Genomic DNA, 21401 nt, shown 5'->3' on the forward strand with positions numbered 1-21401 from the left:
ATGGAAGCACAAAACAACGAACAAACTCCCGATAAAATTGAGTTTGAAAACAGAATCGATTTAAAGGAATTACAAGAAAATGTTTTTCTAATAAAACAACAGTTAAAAAAAGTAATTGTGGGGCAAAAAGACATGTTAGACTTGCTTTTGGTGGCGTTACTTTCAGACGGCCATATTTTAATTGAAGGAGTTCCAGGAGTTGCTAAAACCATTACTGCAAAACTACTTTCTAAGACCATTGCTGTAGATTTTAGTCGAATTCAGTTTACGCCAGATTTAATGCCATCAGATATTTTAGGAACTTCTGTTTACAATCTACAAACCACAGAGTTTGAGTTTAAAAAAGGGCCTATTTTCTCGAACATGATTTTAATTGATGAAATTAATCGTGCTCCAGCCAAGACACAAGCAGCTTTGTTTGAAGTAATGGAAGAAAAACAAGTAACAATCGATGGTACAACCTATACAATGGAAGAACCTTTTGTAGTTTTGGCGACACAAAACCCAATAGAACAAGAAGGAACCTATCGTTTGCCAGAAGCGCAATTAGATCGTTTTTTGTTTAAAATTAATGTAGGTTATCCGAATGCAGCAGAAGAATTTGAGATTATATTAAAAGAGCAAGCTTTATTAAACACCACTAAAATTAGTAAAATAGAAACAGTTATTTCTGCTTCGAAAATTATCGAGTTTAGAGGTTTGATCAATCAAATTACCATTGAAGAAAATCTATTAAAATACATTGCAAATATTGTGGTGAACACACGTTCTAATTCCTTTTTATATTTAGGAGCTTCACCAAGAGCAAGTATTGCTATATTAGGCGCATCAAAAGCTTTTGCAGCAATTGAAGGAAGAGATTTTGTAACACCAGAAGATATTAAAAGAGCCACAATTCCGGTTTTACAACACAGGGTAATTGTAACACCAGAAAGAGAAATGGAAGGTTTAACCAGTAAACAAATTATAGAACAAATTATTGAAACTGTGGAGATTCCACGTTAGTTTTTTAGAGGACAGTATTCAGTCTGCAGTTGGCAGTCTCAGTCCCAGTTTAAAATTAAACAATTAATATTTACACAATATTTTGAAGTATTTTTACAAAACTTTATTTCTTCACAATAAATTCTTCTATTATTTAGGAGGTATTGCTGTACTCTTTGTGTTCGGTTTTTTTATACCTGTATTTTTTGAAATTTCTAAAGTATTACTGTTTGTGCTTAGTTTTTTAGTTTTTGTGGATTTATTTCTACTTTACAAAATCAAAAAAGGAGTTACAATCACACGTTTTTTACCTGAAAGATTGTCTAATGGCGATGAAAATAAAATAACACTAAAAACTAATAATTATTATTCTTTTAAAACTCACATTTCTATTATTGAAGAGTTGCCTTTTCAGTTTCAAAAAAGAGATTTTATTTTTCGATTGACCTTAACTCCAAAAGAAGAAAAAAAACTTCATTATAATTTAAAACCAACAGAAAGAGGAGTTTACAATTTCGGTCATATCAATGCGTATGTGAATTCACCTTTACAATTAGTAACTAAAAAATACATTCTTGGAGAAGAAAAAGTATTAAAATGCTACCCTTCTTTCTTAAAACTAAGAGATTTCGATATTACTTCTTTTACGAATCAATCTATTTCTTACGGAACAAAAAAAATAAGAAGAATTGGGAATTCTTTAGAATTCGAGCAAATTAAAGAATATGTTTCTGGAGACGATATTAGAACCCTAAATTGGAAAGCAACTGCGAAAAGTAACCAATTAATGGTCAACCAATATGTAGAAGAAAAATCGCAACCTGTATATTCGATTATCGATAAAGGACGTGCAATGCAAATGCACTTTAACGAATTAAGTTTGTTAGATTATGCCATTAATGCAACCTTGGCAATTAGTAATGTAATCTTAAAAAAGCAAGACAAAGCTGGTATGCTTACGTTTTCTAAAAAATTAGAAGATTGGGTTGTCGCAGAAAAACGAAGCTCACAAATGTCTTTGATTTCAGAAAGGCTGCACAATATTAAAACAGACTTTTCGGAATCCGATTTTAGCACATTATATTCCGTAATAAAAAGAAAAATAACGCATAGAAGTTTACTAATTATTTATACAAACTTCGAAACGATGGATGGTTTAAATCGACAGCTTACCTATTTACGTGCTTTGGCAAAAAATCATTTAGTTTTGGTAGTTTTCTTTAAAAACACTGATTTACAGACTTTAATAAATACAAAGGCAAACAATATACAAGATGTGTATGACAGTATTATTGCAGAAAAGTTTATGTACGAAAAAGTAAGAATTGTAAACGAACTAAAAAAATACGGGATTCAATCTGTATTAACATCTCCAAAAAACTTAACAGGAGATACTATTAACAAGTATTTAGAATTGAAGGCTAGAAGGCTTTTCTAATTTTATAAAAACAACTAATATTAACTAAATAATTAAAAAATGAGTAATTTAAAATTGAAATTAAAAAAAGTAGATGCAACAAAGTACGGAATTATCGTAGGAAGTGTTATGGCATTGTTAACATTTATAATCCTATCTTTAGGTTTTTTATTTACAAGTTTAATAGGATTTGGAAGTGGTGTAGATAGTACTGGATTAGGGATGATGTTAGGAGGAGGAATATTTATGGTAATTCTTGGTCCAGTTTTATATTTTGTAGTAGGATTTCTTTTCGGTTGGATTGGATGTATGATACTTAATTTTATATTAAAAAAATCTGGAGGTTTAGATATTGAATTTGAAAAATCTGGTTTTGAGATTTCTGAAATAGGTAAAGAATAAACTAATCTTAGGCTGTCTTAAAAGTAAATTTAACCGTTATTTTTAGCGAGGTCGAAAAATCTAAAATATTTAAATTCAATAAATAAGATTTCTCCATTGCAGTCGAAATTACAAATTCTAATTTTTTTTTTAAAACAGCCTTTTTTTTACTTCTTTTCTAAAATACGTTCTTGCCAATTTCCACTATAAGAAATCGCAGTTCTATTACTACTATTTATTCTTAAATCGCTTCTTTTATTAACAAATAACGTAAGTATTGCATTGTAGTTATCATTTTTGTCATTAAAAGAATATTTTAAAATATAGGCACGTTTCTTAACATCAAAAACCTTATTATTCTTGTCTGGAACTCCTTCAAATTTAATACCACTTTCAGAATTGTATCCTCTAGCCATTTGCTGTTGTCCATAATAAGGTAAATCTATATGCAAACTATCTCTTTTAATTCGGAAAAAATTAGAATTTCCGACAAGATTAATATTACTTGCAGTGCTTCCTGGAGGTAATAAATTTTCTATACCCCTTACATTATTATTTAATCCTAAAGGTCTTGCCCAATTAAAAGTTATTTCAATTTCTTTATTGTTTAGGGTTTCTTTTAATTCGTTTATTTCGTGTGGAGTTGCTGTGTTTTTAGTACTTCCACAATTCATAAAAATTACTAAAACACTTAATATTGCTATTCTCATAATATTCTAATTTATAAACTTTTAATACTCTAATTTACAAAATCTGCTTTTAAAAACTCATAAAAAAAAATATAAATTTAAAATATTTTTTTTCAATTTTTTAATATTTTGTTTCAACAAATTAAACGTTATTTTTGACAACCAAAAACAACCAATGAGTGTAACAATCATTTTTGAAGATGAACACATCTTATGCGTGAGTAAACCCAATAATATGTTGGTACATCATGCACACCATTCTAGAAATATTGCTGAAGAAACTTCACTTTTACAATTAATTAAAGACGAAAAAGGACTGAAAGTATATCCCATTCATAGATTAGATAGAAAAACATCTGGAATTATTTTGTTAGCAAAAGAAAAAGAGTTTGTTTCTAAGTTTCAAAAACTGTTTACCAATAACAAAATTGAAAAAACATATTATGGAATTGTACGTGGTTTTTCTCCTGATGAAAAAACAATCGATTCTCCAGTAAAAGGAGGAGACGCCAACACACATAAAGAAGCTTTAACTTATTTACAAACGTTAGAAAAAATAACTTTAAATATTCCTGTAAAACCTTACAATTCTTCAAGATATAGTTTGGTGGAATTAAAACCAAAAACAGGAAGAATGCACCAGTTAAGAGTCCATGCGAATAAAATTAGTTATCCATTAATTGGCGACCCCAAATATGGCGATAAAAACCATAATGTAATGTTTGAGGAAAATTTTAATTGTAAAAAAATGTTTTTGCATGCTGGAAAATTGGAGTTTACACATCCGTTTTCTTCCGAAAAATTAATTTTAAAGGCGAATTTTCCAAAAGACTGGATTTCTTTATTTAAAGAGTTTTCTTGGAAAAATCCACTACAGTAAACAAGTAAAGAGATTTTTTAAGAGAAAAAATTTGTAAAAAATGCTATTGCTCAATAGACAAAAAACGAAAATCGATTAACTTTCCTTGTTTAAAAGTTGGCGAAACTTCTATAGGGTTACAACAAACCTCGCAATCTTCTATATAGGTTTGACTGTGAATACTCGCATCTAAAATCATAGAAATTTCTTCCCAACAGTAAGGACATTGAAAAAAATGTTGCTGCTCCACTACTCTATTTCTTTTAAAACTAATATTATTTTTTGCCAGAACACAATTTACCTATTGTCTATTTTTTTAAAATTTTAGAAGTCCTAATAAAAAAATCTTCTCTAAATTTTCTACTCCATAAGTAGAACTTAATAAACTAATAATTCTTCAATAGATTTTTCCAATCGGCTCTTACCTAAATATTCTTTTTCTAAATCTGGCTGAAAAGGAATGGGAGTTTCTAAACTTGCAACTCTTTTTACAGGTGCATCTAAAAACTCAAAACAATTTTCGTTAATTAGCGCAGAAATATCGCTTGAAATTCCCCCAAAAAGAGAATCTTCTTGAACAATGATTGCTTTTCCTGTTTTCTTTACAGATTTGTAAATAGTATCTACATCTAAAGGTTGCAATGTACGTAAATCGATAATATCCGCAGAAATATCAGGTTTTTTTTCTAAAGCTTCTAGAACCCAATGAATTCCAGCTCCATAACTAATAATTGTAATTTTATTTCCTTCTTGTAAAAGCGCTGCTTTACCAATTTCTGTTGTAAAATAATTTTCGGAAACTTCTTGATAAACAGACCTATACAGGGCTTTGTGCTCGAAAAACAAAACAGGGTTTGGGTCGTTAATCGCTTCAATTAATAATCCTTTTGCATCTTGAGGAAATGCAGGATATACCACTTTTAAGCCAGGTGTCTTTGTAAACCAAGCTTCGTTGGTTTGGCTATGAAATGGTCCAGCTCCAACTCCTGCTCCACAAGGCATTCTTACAACAACATCTGCATTTTCGTTCCATCTATAATTAGATTTTGCCAATAAATTTACAATCGGGTTAAAACCTGAGGAAACAAAATCTGCAAACTGCATTTCTACAACTGCTTTCATTCCATTTACAGATAAGCCATAAGCAGCAGAAACAATGGCAGATTCGCAAATTGGTGTATTTCTAACACGTTTTTTTCCAAATTTTTCTACAAAACCATCTGTAATTTTAAAAACACCCCCATATTCAGCAATGTCTTGCCCCATAATTACCAAATCGTCGTATTTTTCCATAGATTGATACAAACCTTCAGAAACAGCATCAATAAAACGAACATTCTTTTTTTCTAAAGATGGAGAAATTGCTTTGTAATCGTATTTTTTATAAACATCACTCAGCTCTATTTTTTGGTTTGAAACAATAGCTTTTTCTGCATATGCTGTTTTTAAACCCTCATTTATTTCTTGAATAATTTCTTCTTTATAGGAAATTTCTAATTTTTCGGTTAAAATATTTTCTTGTTTTAAAAATGCTTGATAATTTTCTAATGGATCTTTTGCCGCCCATAAATCTAACAAATCTTGTGGAACGTATTTTGTTCCACTCGCTTCTTCATGACCTCGCATTCGAAATGTTTTAAATTCCAACAAAATAGGTCGTGGTTTCTTTCGAACACTTTTTGCAATTTCGCTTACTTTCGAAAATACTTCTAGAATATTATTACCATCGATTATATAACTTTCTATTCCATAACCAATTCCTTTATCTGCAATATGTTCGCAATTAAATTGCTCGGAAGTTGGTGTAGACAAGCCATAACCATTATTTTCCACACAAAATAAAACGGGTAAATTCCAAACTGAGGCTACATTTAAAGCTTCGTGAAAATCGCCTTCACTTGTACCACCTTCACCTGAAAAAACGGCGCAAAGTTTGCTGTTGTTTTTTAGTATGTTGGCGAGTGCAATTCCATCTGCAATACCCAATTGAGGTCCTAAATGCGAAATCATGCCTACAATATTGTATTCTTGTGTTCCAAAATGAAAACTTCGATCTCTACCTTTGGTAAAACCGCTCATTTTTCCTTGCCATTGAGAAAATAAACGATGTAGAGGAATTTCTCTTGTGGTAAAAACGCCTAAATTTCTGTGCATTGGTAAAATATATTCTTCTTTATACAAAGCAGAAGTTACTCCTACAGAAATTGCTTCTTGCCCTATTCCAGAAAACCATTTCGAAATTTTACCTTGACGTAAAAGAATTAACATTTTTTCCTCAATTAAACGAGGTTTTAGCATATTTTTATACAATTCTAATAACTTCTTTTTATTGATAGAATTTGTAGTATAGATAATTTTATCAGTCATAAAATATAGATTTCATAATCAAAACAAACTTACTGATAAAGAAGTATAATCCATAAAAAAATCTCTATCATTTTATAGATAGAGATTTTTACGACGTTTTATTTGTTGAAATGCGACTATAATTCTTTAAAAATAGCGTGCATCATTCTCTTTTTATCATTAATACTTTCTTCTAAAGCAATCATTGTTTCTGTTCTGTTTACTCCAGGAACATCATCTATTTGATAAATAATGTCTTTTGCATCGTTTGTTCCTTTAGCTCTTACTTTACAGAAAATATTATATTTTCCTGCAGTTACATAAGCTACAGTTACGTTTGGAATTGATCTTAAATTTTCGATAACACTCTGTGTCATAGATGTTTTTTCTAAATACACACCAACATGAGCGATAAAAGAATAGCCCATTTTTTCGTAGTTTAATGTTAGTGTAGAGCCTTGAATAATACCTTCGTCTTCCATTTTTTTAACACGAACATGAATGGTTCCTGCAGAAACTAATAGCTGTTTTGCGATGTCTGTAAAAGGTGTTCTTGCATTTTCAATTAAAATATCTAAAATTTGATGGTCGATTTCGTCTAAGATAAACTTTTTCATATATTATGTATTATTCAATTAATAGTGCAAATTTATGAATAAAATTTAATTGAACAATAAGAATAATGAGAAATATCTAAAATTTTTCGCTTTCGAAAACGATTTCGGAGTGTCCTATTTTCGACTTTAACACTTTTTCGTCTACTTTTACCAATTTTGAAACTAATTTGTTGTTCATAATTATGTCTTGATATTGATAAGCAACATCATCTTTAGAATTTGGATACCTATGAATTACGTCGTAGAAAATTTTATTATTATTAGGTATTGAAAAGTATTCTTTATAAAGATTAAAATTAATGGCAGTTGCAATATGATAAATTCCTTGTAAAATTGAAAAAAATGTATATTTTCTACTCTCTTCTCTTATATAATCGTTTGGAAAATGCCCAGATTCAATTAAAATGGTGTTAAAACCTAATTTTTGAAAATTATCTCCAGTTGCTGTCGGGTAAAATTCGTCTGTATATCTACCCACATAATTAGGAATTACATTTTGTAGCATTTTATTCATCGCTACAATTACATTCATGGTTTCTGTTCTTCCTTTTGTTAAAGACCTGGTTACTTCTTCTGAAGGCGCTAAAAAAGAAATAGTTGCAGGATTTTTAGTGCCTTCGACATTAAAAATAGTTCTTTGATCGTGTAAATTAAAGCAAAATTGTGGATTGAATTCTTCTAAAATTTTACGCAACAATTTACTTTCCTTTGCTTTTTTATCTACTGCGTCTCTGTTTAAGTCTATACCATTCGCATTTATTCTTGTGTACACTTGGGCTCCATCTGGGTTTAACATAGGTATAAAAACCAATGTACATGCTTTTAAAATTGTCGAAAGCTCTTCTCTATTATTTAAAAAACAATTGAATAAATCGAATAATGCTTTGGTTCCTGTGCTTTCGTTTCCATGCATTTGCGACCACAAAAGAATTTTTTTAGAACCTGTTCCGATTTTTAATTGCTGAATTGGTTTTTCTTCTTCAGAAGTTCCAATTTGTGTTACTTCGAAAGTTGGTTGGTATTTTTTAAAAAGATTTTCGATGTCTTTATAAGTAATCCATTTTCCAGAAAGAGTACTTTCTTTTTCATTTTGATAAATAGATTCTAAAAATTCGTTGGCTAATATCTTCATTGTATAAGAACAAAATTATAACGTAAAAGTACTGCATTCACAATTGTAATCAAACTAAAATGTTACAATTGTAAATTGCAAGATTGTTACAAATGTAAATTACAGTTTTGTAACAATTTGTTACTTTTGTAAACTAACGAATTTTCATTCGTTACAAAACACAATCAGCATAATTGATATAATCGATATTATCTATTTATTAAAATTAAATAATTGTTTTTTAGTATATTACAATTGTTACTTAAAGTTATTAATTAATATATATTATAACTTCCATAAAGAAAACAAACTTTAACATTGTAATTAAATATAGTTTTTTTTACATTTGTAATACGTTAATAAGTTACAATGATAAACAATGTTGAATTTACTGAAAGACTAAAAAAAGTAATGGAATACCACCAATTATCTGCTTCTACTTTTGCAGATAAAGTAGGTGTGCAACGTTCCAGTATTTCGCACATTTTGTCAGGAAGAAATAAACCGAGTCTAGATTTTATTTTAAAAGTAACTTCCGAATTTTTGGATGTAGATATTCATTGGTTATTAAATGGAAAAGGAAACTATCCTAAAATAGAAAACTCGAGTACTACTCCATCTCCTTCTTTATTTGACGACACTAATCCTGTATCAGGAAAAAGGATTCAAAGAATTGTGGTTTTTTATAACGATGGTACTTTTGATGAGTATAAAAAGTAAGAAGTATTTATGAAATTTGTCAAGGGAGTATGTTCGCTTACTATATTACTCATTCTCCTAATTTAAAACTATATAAATTAACGTGAGTTTTATTTAAGAAATAATGTATAATTGTGTTTTATATACTAACAACCAGTATTTTATGTTTTTTTGTATTTCTACGATAGGGGGAAATTTCTTAATTTATAATTACAATTTATAGGCACATTCAGAAAATAGGTTATTTTTAAAAATGCAGCTAAAATTGCGGGCATAATTATTTAAATTCTACCCTCAATTTTTGTTTTAAAGCTGTTTTAAGGGTTCAGTTTCTTAAAAATTTCCCAACAAGACATACCTCTCCCATAAAACTATATTCAATGCTTCAAATTTAGGCTACTTGTTGTGCTGTTTTAGCTATTTTTCTTCGGCCAATTTCAAGAGCATTCCCTGTGTGTATTCCAAAGAATATCCATAGAATTTCATTCTTTTTAGTTTTGGCTTTTATTTTTCGTAAGTGATAATATTCTTTATCCTTTCCAAAAGAACCTTCTAATCTTGTAGCTCTTTCTTTTGCGATAATAGCTCTAAGTTGCTTTTTTTCTTTATGATTTTTCGGCTTTTTTCCCTTGGGGATAAAGTCTGTTTCTATGTTCTTAGAACTACAGTGTTTTCTATTTTTATTGGTGGCATAAATTTTATCTGCTCCAGCTATTTTTACTTTTTTTCGAGTTAATCCTTGTGCTTTTTGGACTGTTTGAATAAAACGATTTCCTTCATGAAATGCATTAAAGTTAATATGTTCGATAAAGCTAATTCCATCAATTTGAACTTTGTTAACTTTTGCTCCAAATTCAACAGGTTTTACTTCCTTTCCTCGAACAATAGGACGAATATAATCCTTTTGAATGCTTACAATTCTATCTTTGATTTTTTCTCCTGTATCAAAATGATCTTTTTGTTGTTTGTAAATCCTTTGAATTGTATTTATTCGCTTATAATACAAAGCTATAAACTCAATATTGTGATTTTCTGACAACTCTTTTTCAAAGTTGATAAATTTACTTAACAGATTGAGTAAACCTCGGGTTAATGAAATACGTTTCGACTTGGTTTTTCTTCGCATTTTACTAAATCCTTGATAACGTTTTTTCCACTTGATATATTTACTTCTAATCATTTTAACCCCTAATATAGAGCAGGTTTTACGTAATTGATTGTACAACCAATGAACCGACTCCCAAAGTAATTTTTGGATGCTAGGGTAACGAACTTCACTTTCATAACAAGTAGCATCCATTACAATTTGATTGGGGTTTTCAATTTCGTTTTTCCAAGAGTTGAATAGAATTTTTTCTATGGAATTAATATCGAGTTTCTCTGCTAATTCACAACGTATTTGGCTCACTATTTTATAGTTTGTTAAGCGTTCAAAACCTAGTTCTATATCACAGAAAAATTGATAGTCTAAATTCGAGTTTAGTTGCTCAATCAATTTTCTATCTGAACAATTAGCATAATGTTTTAAAAACATTAAACCTAGTCTTCCTTTAGGACTAAAAAGATAGTTTCTCCCTTTTGATTGTTCAGAAATACCAAAAGAGCTAACTAAATCATTCCAAGGAATTGCAGAGTAGATTTTACCTAAATCTCCCTCTAAAAATCGCGCATAATGAGCATCATAATTCTCGCTGAGGGGAAAAAATTGAAATGCGGTGTTGCATTTCAGAAATTCTTCGTACTTTCATAATTATCGAAATTAAAACCCCGTTTTTTGCCTATATTGGCCATTTTCGGGGTTTATTATAGCTACAAAATACAACAAATCCCTCGTAAAAACAAGGGATGCGTTGTTTTATGAAAGCGCCTTTATAAAATCTTTCTTCCTGCTTCATCTAAATAATATTGATTTTTTTAAGAAAAAACAATTAGAAACCAATAATCAGGTGGTAATATATCGAACTTACCTTAAATTAAGAAAAAAAATATTACTATTCCAACAACTTAGCCATTGCTTCTTTAATAATGGCAACGTGTTTTATTTTGTTAGAATTTTTAGATTTCTCTTGTTCTTGTACCATCGTTCGCATTAAATTGATGACAACTTTATCGAAATTAAAACTTTTGTATTGATTTCCTTTTACAACCATATCCGAAACTAAATTCTGAATTGCCTCAGTATCATTACTTTTAGAAATCTTTTTAAATGCTGTTTGATATAGTGCTTTTGTAGTATCATCTCCAAATAAAAACATTCCAGAAACTACACTTTTTGCGATAAAAGGTAATTCTGTATCGTCATTAGACTGAATAAATATTCGTGTTAAAGGTGTTGCTAAAATTTTACGAACTTCATCTGGTAATTCTTTCGATTTTTTAAACGCCAATGGTTTATCTATATAATACATAGCCACCAAGGCTTTTCCTAAAACTGCATACGATTTGCTTTCCAATGCATTTATAAAAATTGGTTTTACTTCAGGATCTATTAATTTTCCTAAAGTTTCTATTGCACTTGCTCGAACTAATGTTTTTGGGTCTTTAGTTGCTAATTGTTTAATTTTTTCAATCGCATTTCTCTTCGCAGATTTGTTAATTAAGTCTATGTTTTCTAACGCTAAAATTCTTATTTTGTAAGCAGGGTCATCCATTGCTTCTACAATTGCATTAAAAGCTTTTTTCTCTTCTTGTTTTTTTGCAACTTCTAGTAAAGCTTCTCTTCTATGTGCAAAAAACTGTGCATTTTTCAATTGAAAAATATAATCATTCAATACCTTATTTTCGTTAATTTCACATAACAAAACACCATCTGCATTTACTTGAATAAATGTAGGTTGCTTGTTAAATGAAAATGTAAACGAAGCATCATTTCCATTCACAAAAACATGATGCCTGGTTCTTTTGGTTCCTTCGAAAATATCGATAGCAAAAGGAAATTGAAAGGTTTCTGCTTGTTGTTGCAGAATATTTACAGTTACGGTTTTTCTTATCATATTGTAATCGTAAGAAATTTCGATATTCGGGTGTCCTTTTCCAAAAAACCACTGATTAAAAAACCAGTTTAAATCTTTTCCTGTAACTTCTTCAAAAATTAAACGTAATTGATGTGCTTCTGCAGTTTGGTATTTATACTTCGTTAAATATGCTTTTAGACTTGCGAAAAAAGCTTCGTCTCCAACATAATTTCGCAACATGTGTAAAATAGCACCACCTTTATTGTAGCTTACTAAATCGAACATGTCTTCTTTATCGTTATAATTATAACGAATTAGACTTTTATCTTTATTTTGCCCTTCAAAATACAACTTTGTATTTTCGAATTGATACATTTCTACGTCTTCTTTTCCGTATTTATGTGCTCTCCAAAGATATTCGCCGTAATTCGCAAAAGATTCATTTAAAGCCAAGTTGCTCCAACTTTCTGTAGTTACTAAGTCGCCAAACCAATGATGAAACAATTCGTGAGCAATCGTATTTTCTTGTTTATTTTCGTCTATTAATTGTCCTGCAGTTTGGTAGGCTTGATCTCCATGAACCACTGCTGTTGTATTTTCCATAGCTCCAGAAACGTAATCTCTTACGACAATTTGGCTGTATTTGCTCCAAGGAAATTCTACACCTAATTTGTCTGAGAAAAACTGCATCATTTCTGGGGTATTTCCAAAAATTTCTTTTGCAAAAGGCGCATATTCTTTTTCTACATAATAATTTACGGGAATATTTTTATAAATATCTTTTATTACTTCAAACTCGCCAACTCCCAAGAAAAACAAATAAGGAGCATGTTTTTTATCGAATTTCCAATAATCGGTTCTGTTGTTTCCGTTTTTTGTTTGATTTACCAGCAAACCATTCGAAAGTGTTTTGTATTTGTTAGGAACTGTAATGTAAATTTCTTGTGATGTTTTTTGGTTTGGAGCATCAATCGTTGGAAACCAACAGCTACTGCCTTCGGTTTCTCCTTGGGTCCAAACTTGGGTGGGTTTGTTTCTATCTGCTCCATTGGCATTGATAAAATATAGACCTTTAGAAGTAGAAATAGTATTAGTTGCTTTGTCTTTTACTTTTTCTGGACGAGCTGTATATTCGATATAAATTGTAAATTCTTCGTCTTTTGTATAGTTTTTTGGTAAATCTACCCTTAATTGAAAATCGTCGTTTGTAAAATTTAATTTTTTATCATTTAAAGTTACTTGTTTAATTACCATCGCTTTTGCATCTAAAACAAGTTTGTTTGTGCTGTAAAAGTGCGGTTTTAATGTAAGCCAAGCTTCTCCATTTAATTCTTTTTTATCAAAATTAAAATCTACCTTTAATTTTGTATGAACTAAATCGTAAACTTTCTCTCTTTCTGCTTTATAATTTGTAGAATTTTGTGCAAAACTAAAACTAACAATAAATAGAAAAATGTAAAAAAAGGATTTCTGAATCTTCATAAAAATAATTTACTTCTATAAGGAGTCAAAAATAGTAAATAAAGGTAGCTTTGTTGTTAATGCGTAGTTAATATTTATAATTGTACTTTATTACACAGAGTTTTACAGAGAAAACACAGAGATTTACGGAGTTATATTGAGATAATTTTAAGATACAAATTTCACAGATTTCTGCGGATTTGTCTTGTGAAATACAAAAAAAACCTAAAATGTCATGAACTTCAGAAATATTGTGCGGATTTATTACTAATTTTTTTTAGATAATATTTTTTTACTTTCTTAAATTCGTGTATTTATGGTATTTTTTTCACAAGAATGTAAAACATTTAATAGAATTTTAAAACAAAAAACACCCCAATTTCTAATGAAACTGAGGTGTTTTAAAAAATATTTTCTGAAATTTTATTTTTCTTTAAAAATGTTTGCAAATTGTTCTAAAGAAGCTCCATCTTCATCGAATTTAACGCTGTTTAGCATTTCAATTATTTTAGTAGGATTCATATTATCGCCTAATAATCTTGCGACTCCAACTCCGCTTTTGTCTTCATAACCGAAAAGAATTACTTCGTCTAAAGAGTCTGTATTTCCAGTATAATACACCTTCATATTCATTCCATTCATTTTCATAGTCATCAAATTTTTATAAGCTTTGCTAGAAAAAACATTTTTTAAAGTTGCTTTTTCTTTTTGATATGTAGCTTCGTTATCTGCTGTTTTAACAAAATAAGCAACATTAATTTTTTTAATGCTTTTTATGGTTTCTTTTACATCGTTAGAAACATCTGTTTTTAGAGTTAATAGAGAACTTACAGGTAAGTCTCCATTTACAAAACCTTCTTTTTCTTGAACGTCTATAAAATATTGTTGAAGTGATTTTTCGTCTTTACAAGAACTTGCAAAAACAACCAAAAACAACAAAGTACATATTGTGGTTAATTTTCTCATTGTATTTTTTTTAATAAACTTGTAGCACTTATCTTATCTAATAAACACTACAAGTTTTAGGTTTGTAATTGAGGGGGTAAAATTTACTTTTTACTTTTTCCGTTTGTAAATGTATCTGCTAAATCCGACATTTTATTAATATCTATATTTCCTGTTAAAGAAACGATTTTAGCATCTAAAGTACCTTTCGTTTTTTTATCTACATCTTTAATAAACATTAGAACTTCACTAACAAAATCTTTGTTTTTTGTAGATTTTACATAAATTTTAATACGAGAATCGTCTTCCTTAATTCGCATTAACTCTGTTAAGTTTTGCGATTTAATTGCTTTTCCTACTATAAAATCCATTTTTTCTGCAATAGATTTATTGTCTGTAGAAAAAACTTTTAAACTATTTAAGTCTTTAATCATTTCAAAAACTTGCATAGCTTTATTATCTTTTAATTTTTCTGGTTTAAATTTAGATAAAAGTTCGAACATGTCTTTGTTTACAACAACCATATCTACTCCATCGATATCTTCTAATGAGTCGAAAAACGACTGTGCGCTTGTTGCCATTGGTACAACTATAAACGCTAATAATATTATTAATTTTTTCATGATTTTTCTTGTTTACTTGGTTTTACTAATTGTTACTTGGTTTATTTTAATATCTTATTTACACTTTCTTCATATGTATATAAAGTAGCGACTGCATTTTCTCCTTTTTTTAAATTTGTAGAAAGCAATTCGAGTCCTTTACTTACTTGTGCATAAATTTTTTCGGCTTCTTTTCTTTGTTGATGTTTGTTGTATTGTTGTTTTCCAACAAATACACTAAACAGTAATAGTATTGATGCTGCAACAGAAAACCATTTAAAGTTTTTCTTATTCGATTTCTTAGGTTCTAACTTTATGGTTTTCGTGTATTTCTCTTCTTTAGCAGATCCAAAATAATTAAATATATATGCATACTCTTGCAAATGGGGTGCCACAATTCCTTCTTTAAAATAGTTTTTTAAGGCTGCTTCTTCCTGCAAAGTAGTTTCTGCGTTTAAATATTTTTCTATTAATTTTTCTATGTTAGCTAACTCCATAGTTGTGTTTTTTAATTAATTCTTCTCTTATTGTTTTTCTCGCTCTCGATAATGCAACTCTTACTGCTGTAGGTTTCATATTTACCATTTTACAGATTTCCTCAAAATCGTATTCTTCTATATCTCTAAGTTGAATAATAATTTTTTGTTGCTCTGGTAAATTTTCTATCAATTTGTGTACTTGGTTTACACTGTCTTGATATTCCAATTTTTTATCTAAAGACGTATTTTTCTCTTTATAATTACTGTGTACCAATGTTAAATTACTTGCTTGTTTCGATTTTAAACGATCGTAACAATAATTCTTGGTCATTGTCATTGCAAATGCTTCTACATTATTATAGTCTGCGATTTTTTCTTTACTTTTCCATAATTTATAAAACAGTTCTTGTGTAGCATCTTCGGCTTCTTCTGTAGAAACTAACAATCGTTTTGCTAAACGAAATACCTTGTCTTTAAATGGTAAAACAACTTTTAAAAAGTCTGACTGGTTCATTTTTATTGGTTCATTTATTTTGTAAATCTATCGCTTTTCTCCTTTCTTATTTTTGGATTTACATTATTACGACGAGTTGCAATTTATTTTGTTACACGATATTTTAAAAATAATACTAATTATGTTTAAATTGCGTTAAATTTAGTACGGAAACTATATCTATTTATTAATGAAAAACTATTTAAAAGCTTTTTACATTCTATTTTTAGCCTTTTCTTTTACACAATGTTCTAAAGAATATAAAGTTCCAGACGATTTAGTTGTTCAAGATTTTGTTTGGAAAGGTTTAAATGCTTATTACTTGTACCAAGATCAAATTAAAGATTTATCTGATAGACGTTTTAATTCGGATATTCAATTGAACAATTATTTAAGCACTTTTTTAGATTATAATGAATTGTTTTCGTCTTTGTTAATTGCAAATGACAAAAAATCTACTTTAATAGAAGATTATAACGTTCTTTTAAAGGAGACTCCTTTAAGAACAGCAATTACAAACGGAATGGAATTTGGAATTATTGCAGAACAAGGAAATCCAGACAATGTAATTGGCTATGTAACACATGTTTTACCAAATTCTAATGCAGCATCAAAAAATATTGAACGTGGAGAGTTTTTTAATGCTGTTAATGGTGTACAACTAACAAGAGCCAATTTCCGAGATTTATTATTGGGTGGAGCAGATACTTTTATTTTAAATATGGTAAATTTCAATGGAACTACGATTACACCGAATGCAAAAACAGTTTCTTTAACTCGAGAAAACTATACATATCCTGCAACTTTTATAGAAAAAACAATTCCAATTGGAGCAGATAATGTTGGGTATTTGATGTATAATAACGATTTCTCTAAAAATTATATCAACGAATTAAATACCACTTTCTTAAATTTTAAAAACAATGCTGTTAACGAACTTGTTTTAGATTTGCGTTATAACATAGGTACAGGAAGTTTTGTTAGAAATATGGCTAAATTGGCAAGTTTAATTACAGGGCAATTTGCAGATGAAATTTTTATAAAAGAAAAATGGAATTCGAAAGCACAATCTTGGTTTGAGCAAAATCAGCCAGATTCTTTGGTAACAAAATTTCCATCCAAACTAAATGAAACTACAAATTTTAATAGTCTAAACTTAAAAGATGTTTACATTATATTAAATGGAGATAATTTTTCTGGTTCTTCTACAGTAGAATTATTAATAAACAGCTTAAAACCTTATATTAATGTACATTTAATTGGTACACAAACAGCTGGAAACAATACAGGCTCTATTACTTTATATAACTCCGATGATTACGATTTTGGAAACAGAAATAAGTCTCACACAGTAGCTTTACAACCAATTGTGTTAAGTTTTTATAATAAAGACGACCAAACTTATAAAAACGGATTTACTCCCAACATAAATTTGTGCCCAAATGAAAATATTTTAAACCTTGGAGTTCTTGGAGAAAGATCAGATCCTATTTTAGATCGTGTTTTAACCTACATAACTTCAGGAAACACTGGTACAAATGTTGTTTGTAACCCTAATAATTTCGAATATATTTACAACTCGATTAATGCACAAAGAGCTATAGATAAAGGAGTTTTTATAAAACAAGATTTACCTAATACAAATTAAAAATGAAGAAAATATTTTTTGCAAGTTTTTTATCGATTCTATTTATATCTACTGGCTGTAGTAAAAAAGAAGAAAACGACGTTTTAGATCCAGAATTCGTAGTAACAGTAAATGATGAGATTAATTTTTTTATACGAAAAGGATTAAATAAGTACTATTTATGGAAAAAAGATGTTCCAGATTTAGCGGATAATAGATTTAGTAATTTAGAAGAAATTTACACTTATTTTAGAAAGTACGATTCTCCTAAAAATACGTTTAAAAATTTACTATCTCAACCAGGAACTATCGATCGTTTTTCTTGGATTGTAGACGATTACGTAGCTTTAGAAAATTCTTTTAAAGGTATAAATACTACAACAGGAATGGAGTTTGGTTTACGTAAATATAAAAATAGTAGCACCAAAGTTTATGGATATGTTAGATACGTAGTTCCGAAATCTAGCGCAGCAACAGAAAATGTAAAAAGAGGAATGCTTTTTAATTCCGTTAATGGAACACAGCTTACAAAAAGCAATTTTAGAACACTATTATTTGGCGATAACACTGCTTTGTCAATTAGCTTGGCTAATTTTAATAATGGAAACCCAACTGCAAATGGAACAACAATTTCTTTAACAAAAACAGAAATTCAAGAAAATCCTGTGGCAGTTGCAAAAGTAATTCCAGAAGGAAGCAAAAAAATAGGTTATTTACTGTACAACCAATTTGCACGAAACTACGATGGACAGTTAAACGCTGCTTTTAACAAGTTTAAGAGCGAAAAAGTAAACGATTTAATTATCGATTTAAGATATAATGGAGGTGGTTCTGTTTCAACAGCCTCTTATTTAGGAAGTATGGTTACAGGACAATTTGGTGGACAAGTTTATTCGAAAGAAATTTGGAATAAAGGCATAACTAAAGTTAGCCCTGCAAGTCGATTTATTAATAACTTTCCTACTAAAATTAAAAATATAGATTCTAATGGAAATGTTGTTTTAGACGAAACTATAAATAGTTTAGGTTTATCTAGAGTTTATTTTATTGTGTCTGGAAGTACAGCATCTGCATCTGAACTGGTAATTAATTCTCTAAGTTCTTATATAGATGTAAAAATAGTTGGAACCACAACTGTTGGAAAGCAAGTAGGCTCTATAACATTATACGATTCCGAAAATTTAACTAGAAATGGTAAAAATTTAAATGTAAAGCACACCTATGCAATGCAGCCAATTGTTTTGGAAATTACGAATAAAGATGGAAAGAATTATCCTAAAGGAATTAATCCAAAAACCGATTTTAATGGAATTATTTTAGCGGAAGATGTCGAAAACTTAGGTATTTTAGGAGAACGTTCGGATCCTCTTTTAAATAGGACTTTAACTTATATTTCTACAGGTATGAAACCATTTGGAAAAAATAAGGCTTCCTTTACTCCTACTGAAGAAATCTTCAATTCGAAATTGGCAACACCAGCAAGCAATAATATGTATACCGATTTTAAATAAAAAAATATATTTTATTTTGAAAGAATCCAGCTATTTTGCTGGTTTTTTTTGGTTTACAGCAAACTTGTTTGTCCGTTTTTGTCTGTTTTTTTCTCATTCGGAATTTTTAAACCTAAATTAAATGCTAGGTTTATTTTTTTGATAAAATGAGCTGCCAATAAAGGGGAAGCCAATTCTATATTCTGATGAATAAAAAAATGGATATTCTGCAAGCCAGCTTCTTTCCATTGCTTTAATTTATCTACCCAATCGTTTAAACGATCGTAATCTGTAGCGTGATTTGTGCCAACATATCTTATAAATGCTTCGTTATTTGTTAAACACATGTGCATCATATCTCTTCTACCAGCAGTATCTACCAAAACATTGGCAATATTATTTTCTTCTAAAAGTAGATAAAAATCGTTCGCAATTCCTTTGTCTTCAAACCAATCTTTGTGCCTTACTTCTACTGCTAATGGAAGATTTTTTGGCCAACTCTCCACAAAATTTTGGAGAATACTAAAATTCTTTGGACCAAAATTTGCGTGCAATTGTAAAAAAATAGTTCCTAATTTTTCTTGAAGATTACTAAAATTATCGATGTAAGAATTGGTAATCTCTTCCACTCCATTTAAACGCTTCCAATGGCTAATTTCTTGACCTAATTTTGGGAAGAACTTAAAATTATCTGGAGTTTTCAATTTCCATTTTTCAAATTGTTGTGCTGGAAAATTTCTGTAAAAAGTAGCATTTAATTCAATAGAATTAAATTGTGTAGAATAATATTCGAGTTCGTCTTTGGTGCCTCTTGGATAAAAACCTTTTAAATCTGCTCTGTTCCATTTTGCACAACCTACATAAATAGAAGTTTTTTCAAGTTTATTATACCTTTTTAAAACACGAAAAGTATTTTTATGTGTTTCTGGTAATGTAAAATCTATGAGTTCTGGATTTTCTACTTTTCCGAATTTCATTTTTTTGTTTTAAAATTATTTTCAGCCCCCTCAGGTTTTTTAAATCTGAAGGTTTTTTAGAAGCTTTTAACATTACAAAAAATTTACTTATTTAATAAAATTAATAAACAAGTATGCACTTCCCGAAATTTCAGGAGAAACATTTGTTTGAGCTCTTTTTTCATTTTTTTTTGAAAAAAAGCGAGTGTTAAAATAAGGAAATAGCTTCCAAAAAAAAAATTAAATGTTCAACTTCTCTACATCTTCAATTCCCTCTTCGATTTCCTGATCTGTAAGAACGTCTGGTCTAAATTCGCTCATTAATTCTTCTCGTTTTGTTTTTGCATATTTAAAACCAGATTTCCACCATTTACGCATTAAATTTTCGTCGAAAACTAACGAATTTGTAGTTAAAATGGTTGGTGTATAATATAAATTTAACTTTACGTTTTTATTGGTTGCAGCTAATTTACCAATAGTAATATTGTGCCTTTCTACGTGTGTTAACATAAAATCGAACACCTCAAACAATAACGAAAATGGGTTCTTAGAAGGCAATCTGTTAAATTGAGTAACTTCTGTTTCTAAGATAATCGCATCAATTTCTGTAGCTCCACGCAAAATAGCCTCTCTTATTGGCACTAAAGAACCAAAACCACCATCTGCATATTGGCAGTAATCTTTTTCTAACAAACTCATAAAAGGAACGTAATTGCAAGATCCCCAAATCCAGTCGCAAAAATCATCATAAGTACAGTCGTTTATAGATTTATACTCAATTTGGTTTGCTGTTAAATTAGAAACCGTAACCACTACCTCTTTGTTTGCAGCTCTAATTTTAACATACATTTCTTTGGTTATTTTTCTTTTGATAAGAGAACGTAAATTCTTGCTTTCTCCAAACGTTTTTCTACCATTTATAATATTCCACAAAGTATTTAAATGATTTATTGAAATGACTTTTTCACCAGCTACTTTTCTAATTTTAAACGGATTGTTACTAAAAATTGTTTCTTGATTAACGTTTGTGTATAATTCTTTTAACTCATCTAGCATTCCTAATGCAAGATGAGAAACCATTAAACTTCCTGTAGATGTTCCTAAAAACAAATCGTATTCTTTCCCTTCTTTTTTCATTAAGTATTGCGCAACTCCGCCAGCAAATGCGCCTTTGCTTCCACCTCCAGAAATTACCAATGCTTTTTTCATTTTTTATTTATTTGTTAAAAAAAATCTCTACCCTTTTTGTTTAAAGACTTGCTATAAAATTGTTATTCCCTTAAAAAAGGGA

At 29.3% G+C, this 21401-nt stretch carries 20 protein-coding genes; 7 read left to right on the plus strand and 13 right to left on the minus strand.

Annotation, left to right across the window (positions count from 1 at the left end):
* From J3359_RS02305 to J3359_RS02315, 3 genes are all read left to right on the plus strand, one after another.
* Positions 1 to 1005: an AAA family ATPase gene (locus J3359_RS02305; RefSeq protein WP_208079142.1), complete on the plus strand. Its 1005-nt coding sequence runs from the start codon at positions 1 to 3 to the stop codon at positions 1003 to 1005.
* Positions 1006 to 1216: 211 nt separating this feature from the next.
* Positions 1217 to 2422, plus strand: a complete 1206-nt coding sequence (locus J3359_RS02310; RefSeq protein ID WP_243765972.1) for a DUF58 domain-containing protein — start codon at positions 1217 to 1219, stop codon at positions 2420 to 2422.
* Between the two features lie 39 nt (positions 2423 to 2461).
* Entirely contained in the window at positions 2462 to 2803 is a 342-nt protein-coding gene (locus J3359_RS02315) for a hypothetical protein (RefSeq protein ID WP_208079143.1), read from the plus strand.
* 146 nt (positions 2804 to 2949) lie between these two features.
* On the opposite strand, the gene J3359_RS02320 is transcribed toward J3359_RS02315, so the two are convergent.
* Positions 2950 to 3492, minus strand: a complete 543-nt coding sequence (locus J3359_RS02320) for a DUF4251 domain-containing protein (protein ID WP_208079144.1) — start codon at positions 3490 to 3492, stop codon at positions 2950 to 2952.
* Positions 3493 to 3646: 154 nt separating this feature from the next.
* Between J3359_RS02320 and J3359_RS02325 the strand changes: the two genes are divergently transcribed.
* Positions 3647 to 4351, plus strand: a complete 705-nt coding sequence (locus J3359_RS02325) for a pseudouridine synthase (protein WP_208079145.1) — start codon at positions 3647 to 3649, stop codon at positions 4349 to 4351.
* Between the two features lie 43 nt (positions 4352 to 4394).
* On the opposite strand, the gene J3359_RS02330 is transcribed toward J3359_RS02325, so the two are convergent.
* The 4 genes from J3359_RS02330 to J3359_RS02345 form a co-directional block, all read right to left on the minus strand.
* Positions 4395 to 4580 carry a CPXCG motif-containing cysteine-rich protein gene (locus J3359_RS02330; protein WP_208079146.1) on the minus strand — a complete coding sequence of 62 codons (186 nt, stop codon included), beginning with the start codon at positions 4578 to 4580 and terminating at the stop codon, positions 4395 to 4397.
* A gap of 128 nt (positions 4581 to 4708) precedes the next feature.
* On the minus strand, positions 4709 to 6697 hold the full coding sequence (locus tag J3359_RS02335) for an alpha-ketoacid dehydrogenase subunit alpha/beta (RefSeq protein WP_208079147.1): 1989 nt from the start codon (positions 6695 to 6697) through the stop codon (positions 4709 to 4711).
* A 116-nt stretch (positions 6698 to 6813) separates the two neighbouring features.
* Positions 6814 to 7293 carry an Lrp/AsnC family transcriptional regulator gene (locus J3359_RS02340; protein WP_208079148.1) on the minus strand — a complete coding sequence of 160 codons (480 nt, stop codon included), beginning with the start codon at positions 7291 to 7293 and terminating at the stop codon, positions 6814 to 6816.
* A 76-nt stretch (positions 7294 to 7369) separates the two neighbouring features.
* A complete protein-coding gene (locus J3359_RS02345) occupies positions 7370 to 8425 on the minus strand; it encodes a M14 family zinc carboxypeptidase (protein ID WP_208079149.1) in 1056 nt (351 codons plus the stop codon).
* Between the two features lie 348 nt (positions 8426 to 8773).
* Between J3359_RS02345 and J3359_RS02350 the strand changes: the two genes are divergently transcribed.
* Entirely contained in the window at positions 8774 to 9124 is a 351-nt protein-coding gene (locus J3359_RS02350) for a helix-turn-helix domain-containing protein (protein WP_208079150.1), read from the plus strand.
* Between the two features lie 370 nt (positions 9125 to 9494).
* On the opposite strand, the gene J3359_RS02355 is transcribed toward J3359_RS02350, so the two are convergent.
* From J3359_RS02355 to J3359_RS02380, 6 genes are all read right to left on the minus strand, one after another.
* Positions 9495 to 10832, minus strand: coding sequence for a transposase (locus J3359_RS02355; RefSeq protein WP_367890392.1), 1338 nt, complete (start codon positions 10830 to 10832; stop codon positions 9495 to 9497).
* A gap of 262 nt (positions 10833 to 11094) precedes the next feature.
* Positions 11095 to 13539, minus strand: a complete 2445-nt coding sequence (locus J3359_RS02360) for a M1 family metallopeptidase (RefSeq protein WP_208079151.1) — start codon at positions 13537 to 13539, stop codon at positions 11095 to 11097.
* 402 nt (positions 13540 to 13941) lie between these two features.
* Positions 13942 to 14484 carry a GFO_1091 family lipoprotein gene (locus J3359_RS02365; protein ID WP_208079152.1) on the minus strand — a complete coding sequence of 181 codons (543 nt, stop codon included), beginning with the start codon at positions 14482 to 14484 and terminating at the stop codon, positions 13942 to 13944.
* Positions 14485 to 14567: 83 nt separating this feature from the next.
* Positions 14568 to 15086: a GFO_1090 family protein gene (locus tag J3359_RS02370; RefSeq protein WP_208079153.1), complete on the minus strand. Its 519-nt coding sequence runs from the start codon at positions 15084 to 15086 to the stop codon at positions 14568 to 14570.
* 41 nt (positions 15087 to 15127) lie between these two features.
* Positions 15128 to 15562, minus strand: a complete 435-nt coding sequence (locus tag J3359_RS02375; protein ID WP_208079154.1) for a PG0215 family putative anti-sigma factor — start codon at positions 15560 to 15562, stop codon at positions 15128 to 15130.
* Complete coding sequence (locus J3359_RS02380) at positions 15549 to 16058, minus strand: GFO_1088 family ECF-type sigma factor (protein ID WP_208079155.1); 510 nt, start codon at positions 16056 to 16058, stop codon at positions 15549 to 15551. The genes J3359_RS02375 and J3359_RS02380 overlap by 14 nt, the downstream gene beginning before the upstream one ends.
* Before the next feature lie 169 nt (positions 16059 to 16227).
* Between J3359_RS02380 and J3359_RS02385 the strand changes: the two genes are divergently transcribed.
* Together J3359_RS02385 and J3359_RS02390 are read left to right on the plus strand one after the other, a co-directional pair.
* Positions 16228 to 17685, plus strand: coding sequence for a S41 family peptidase (locus tag J3359_RS02385; protein ID WP_208079156.1), 1458 nt, complete (start codon positions 16228 to 16230; stop codon positions 17683 to 17685).
* Positions 17686 to 17687: 2 nt separating this feature from the next.
* A complete protein-coding gene (locus J3359_RS02390) occupies positions 17688 to 19175 on the plus strand; it encodes a GFO_1087 family putative carboxy terminal peptidase (RefSeq protein ID WP_208079157.1) in 1488 nt (495 codons plus the stop codon).
* Between the two features lie 53 nt (positions 19176 to 19228).
* Here the strand turns inward: J3359_RS02390 and J3359_RS02395 are convergent, their stop codons facing one another.
* Positions 19229 to 20131, minus strand: coding sequence for a DUF72 domain-containing protein (locus J3359_RS02395; RefSeq protein ID WP_208079158.1), 903 nt, complete (start codon positions 20129 to 20131; stop codon positions 19229 to 19231).
* A gap of 219 nt (positions 20132 to 20350) precedes the next feature.
* A complete protein-coding gene (locus J3359_RS02400; protein ID WP_208079159.1) occupies positions 20351 to 21319 on the minus strand; it encodes a patatin-like phospholipase family protein in 969 nt (322 codons plus the stop codon).
* Positions 21320 to 21401: the final 82 nt, after the last annotated feature.

The organism is Polaribacter cellanae (assembly GCF_017569185.1).
GTDB classification, from domain to species: domain Bacteria; phylum Bacteroidota; class Bacteroidia; order Flavobacteriales; family Flavobacteriaceae; genus Polaribacter; species Polaribacter cellanae.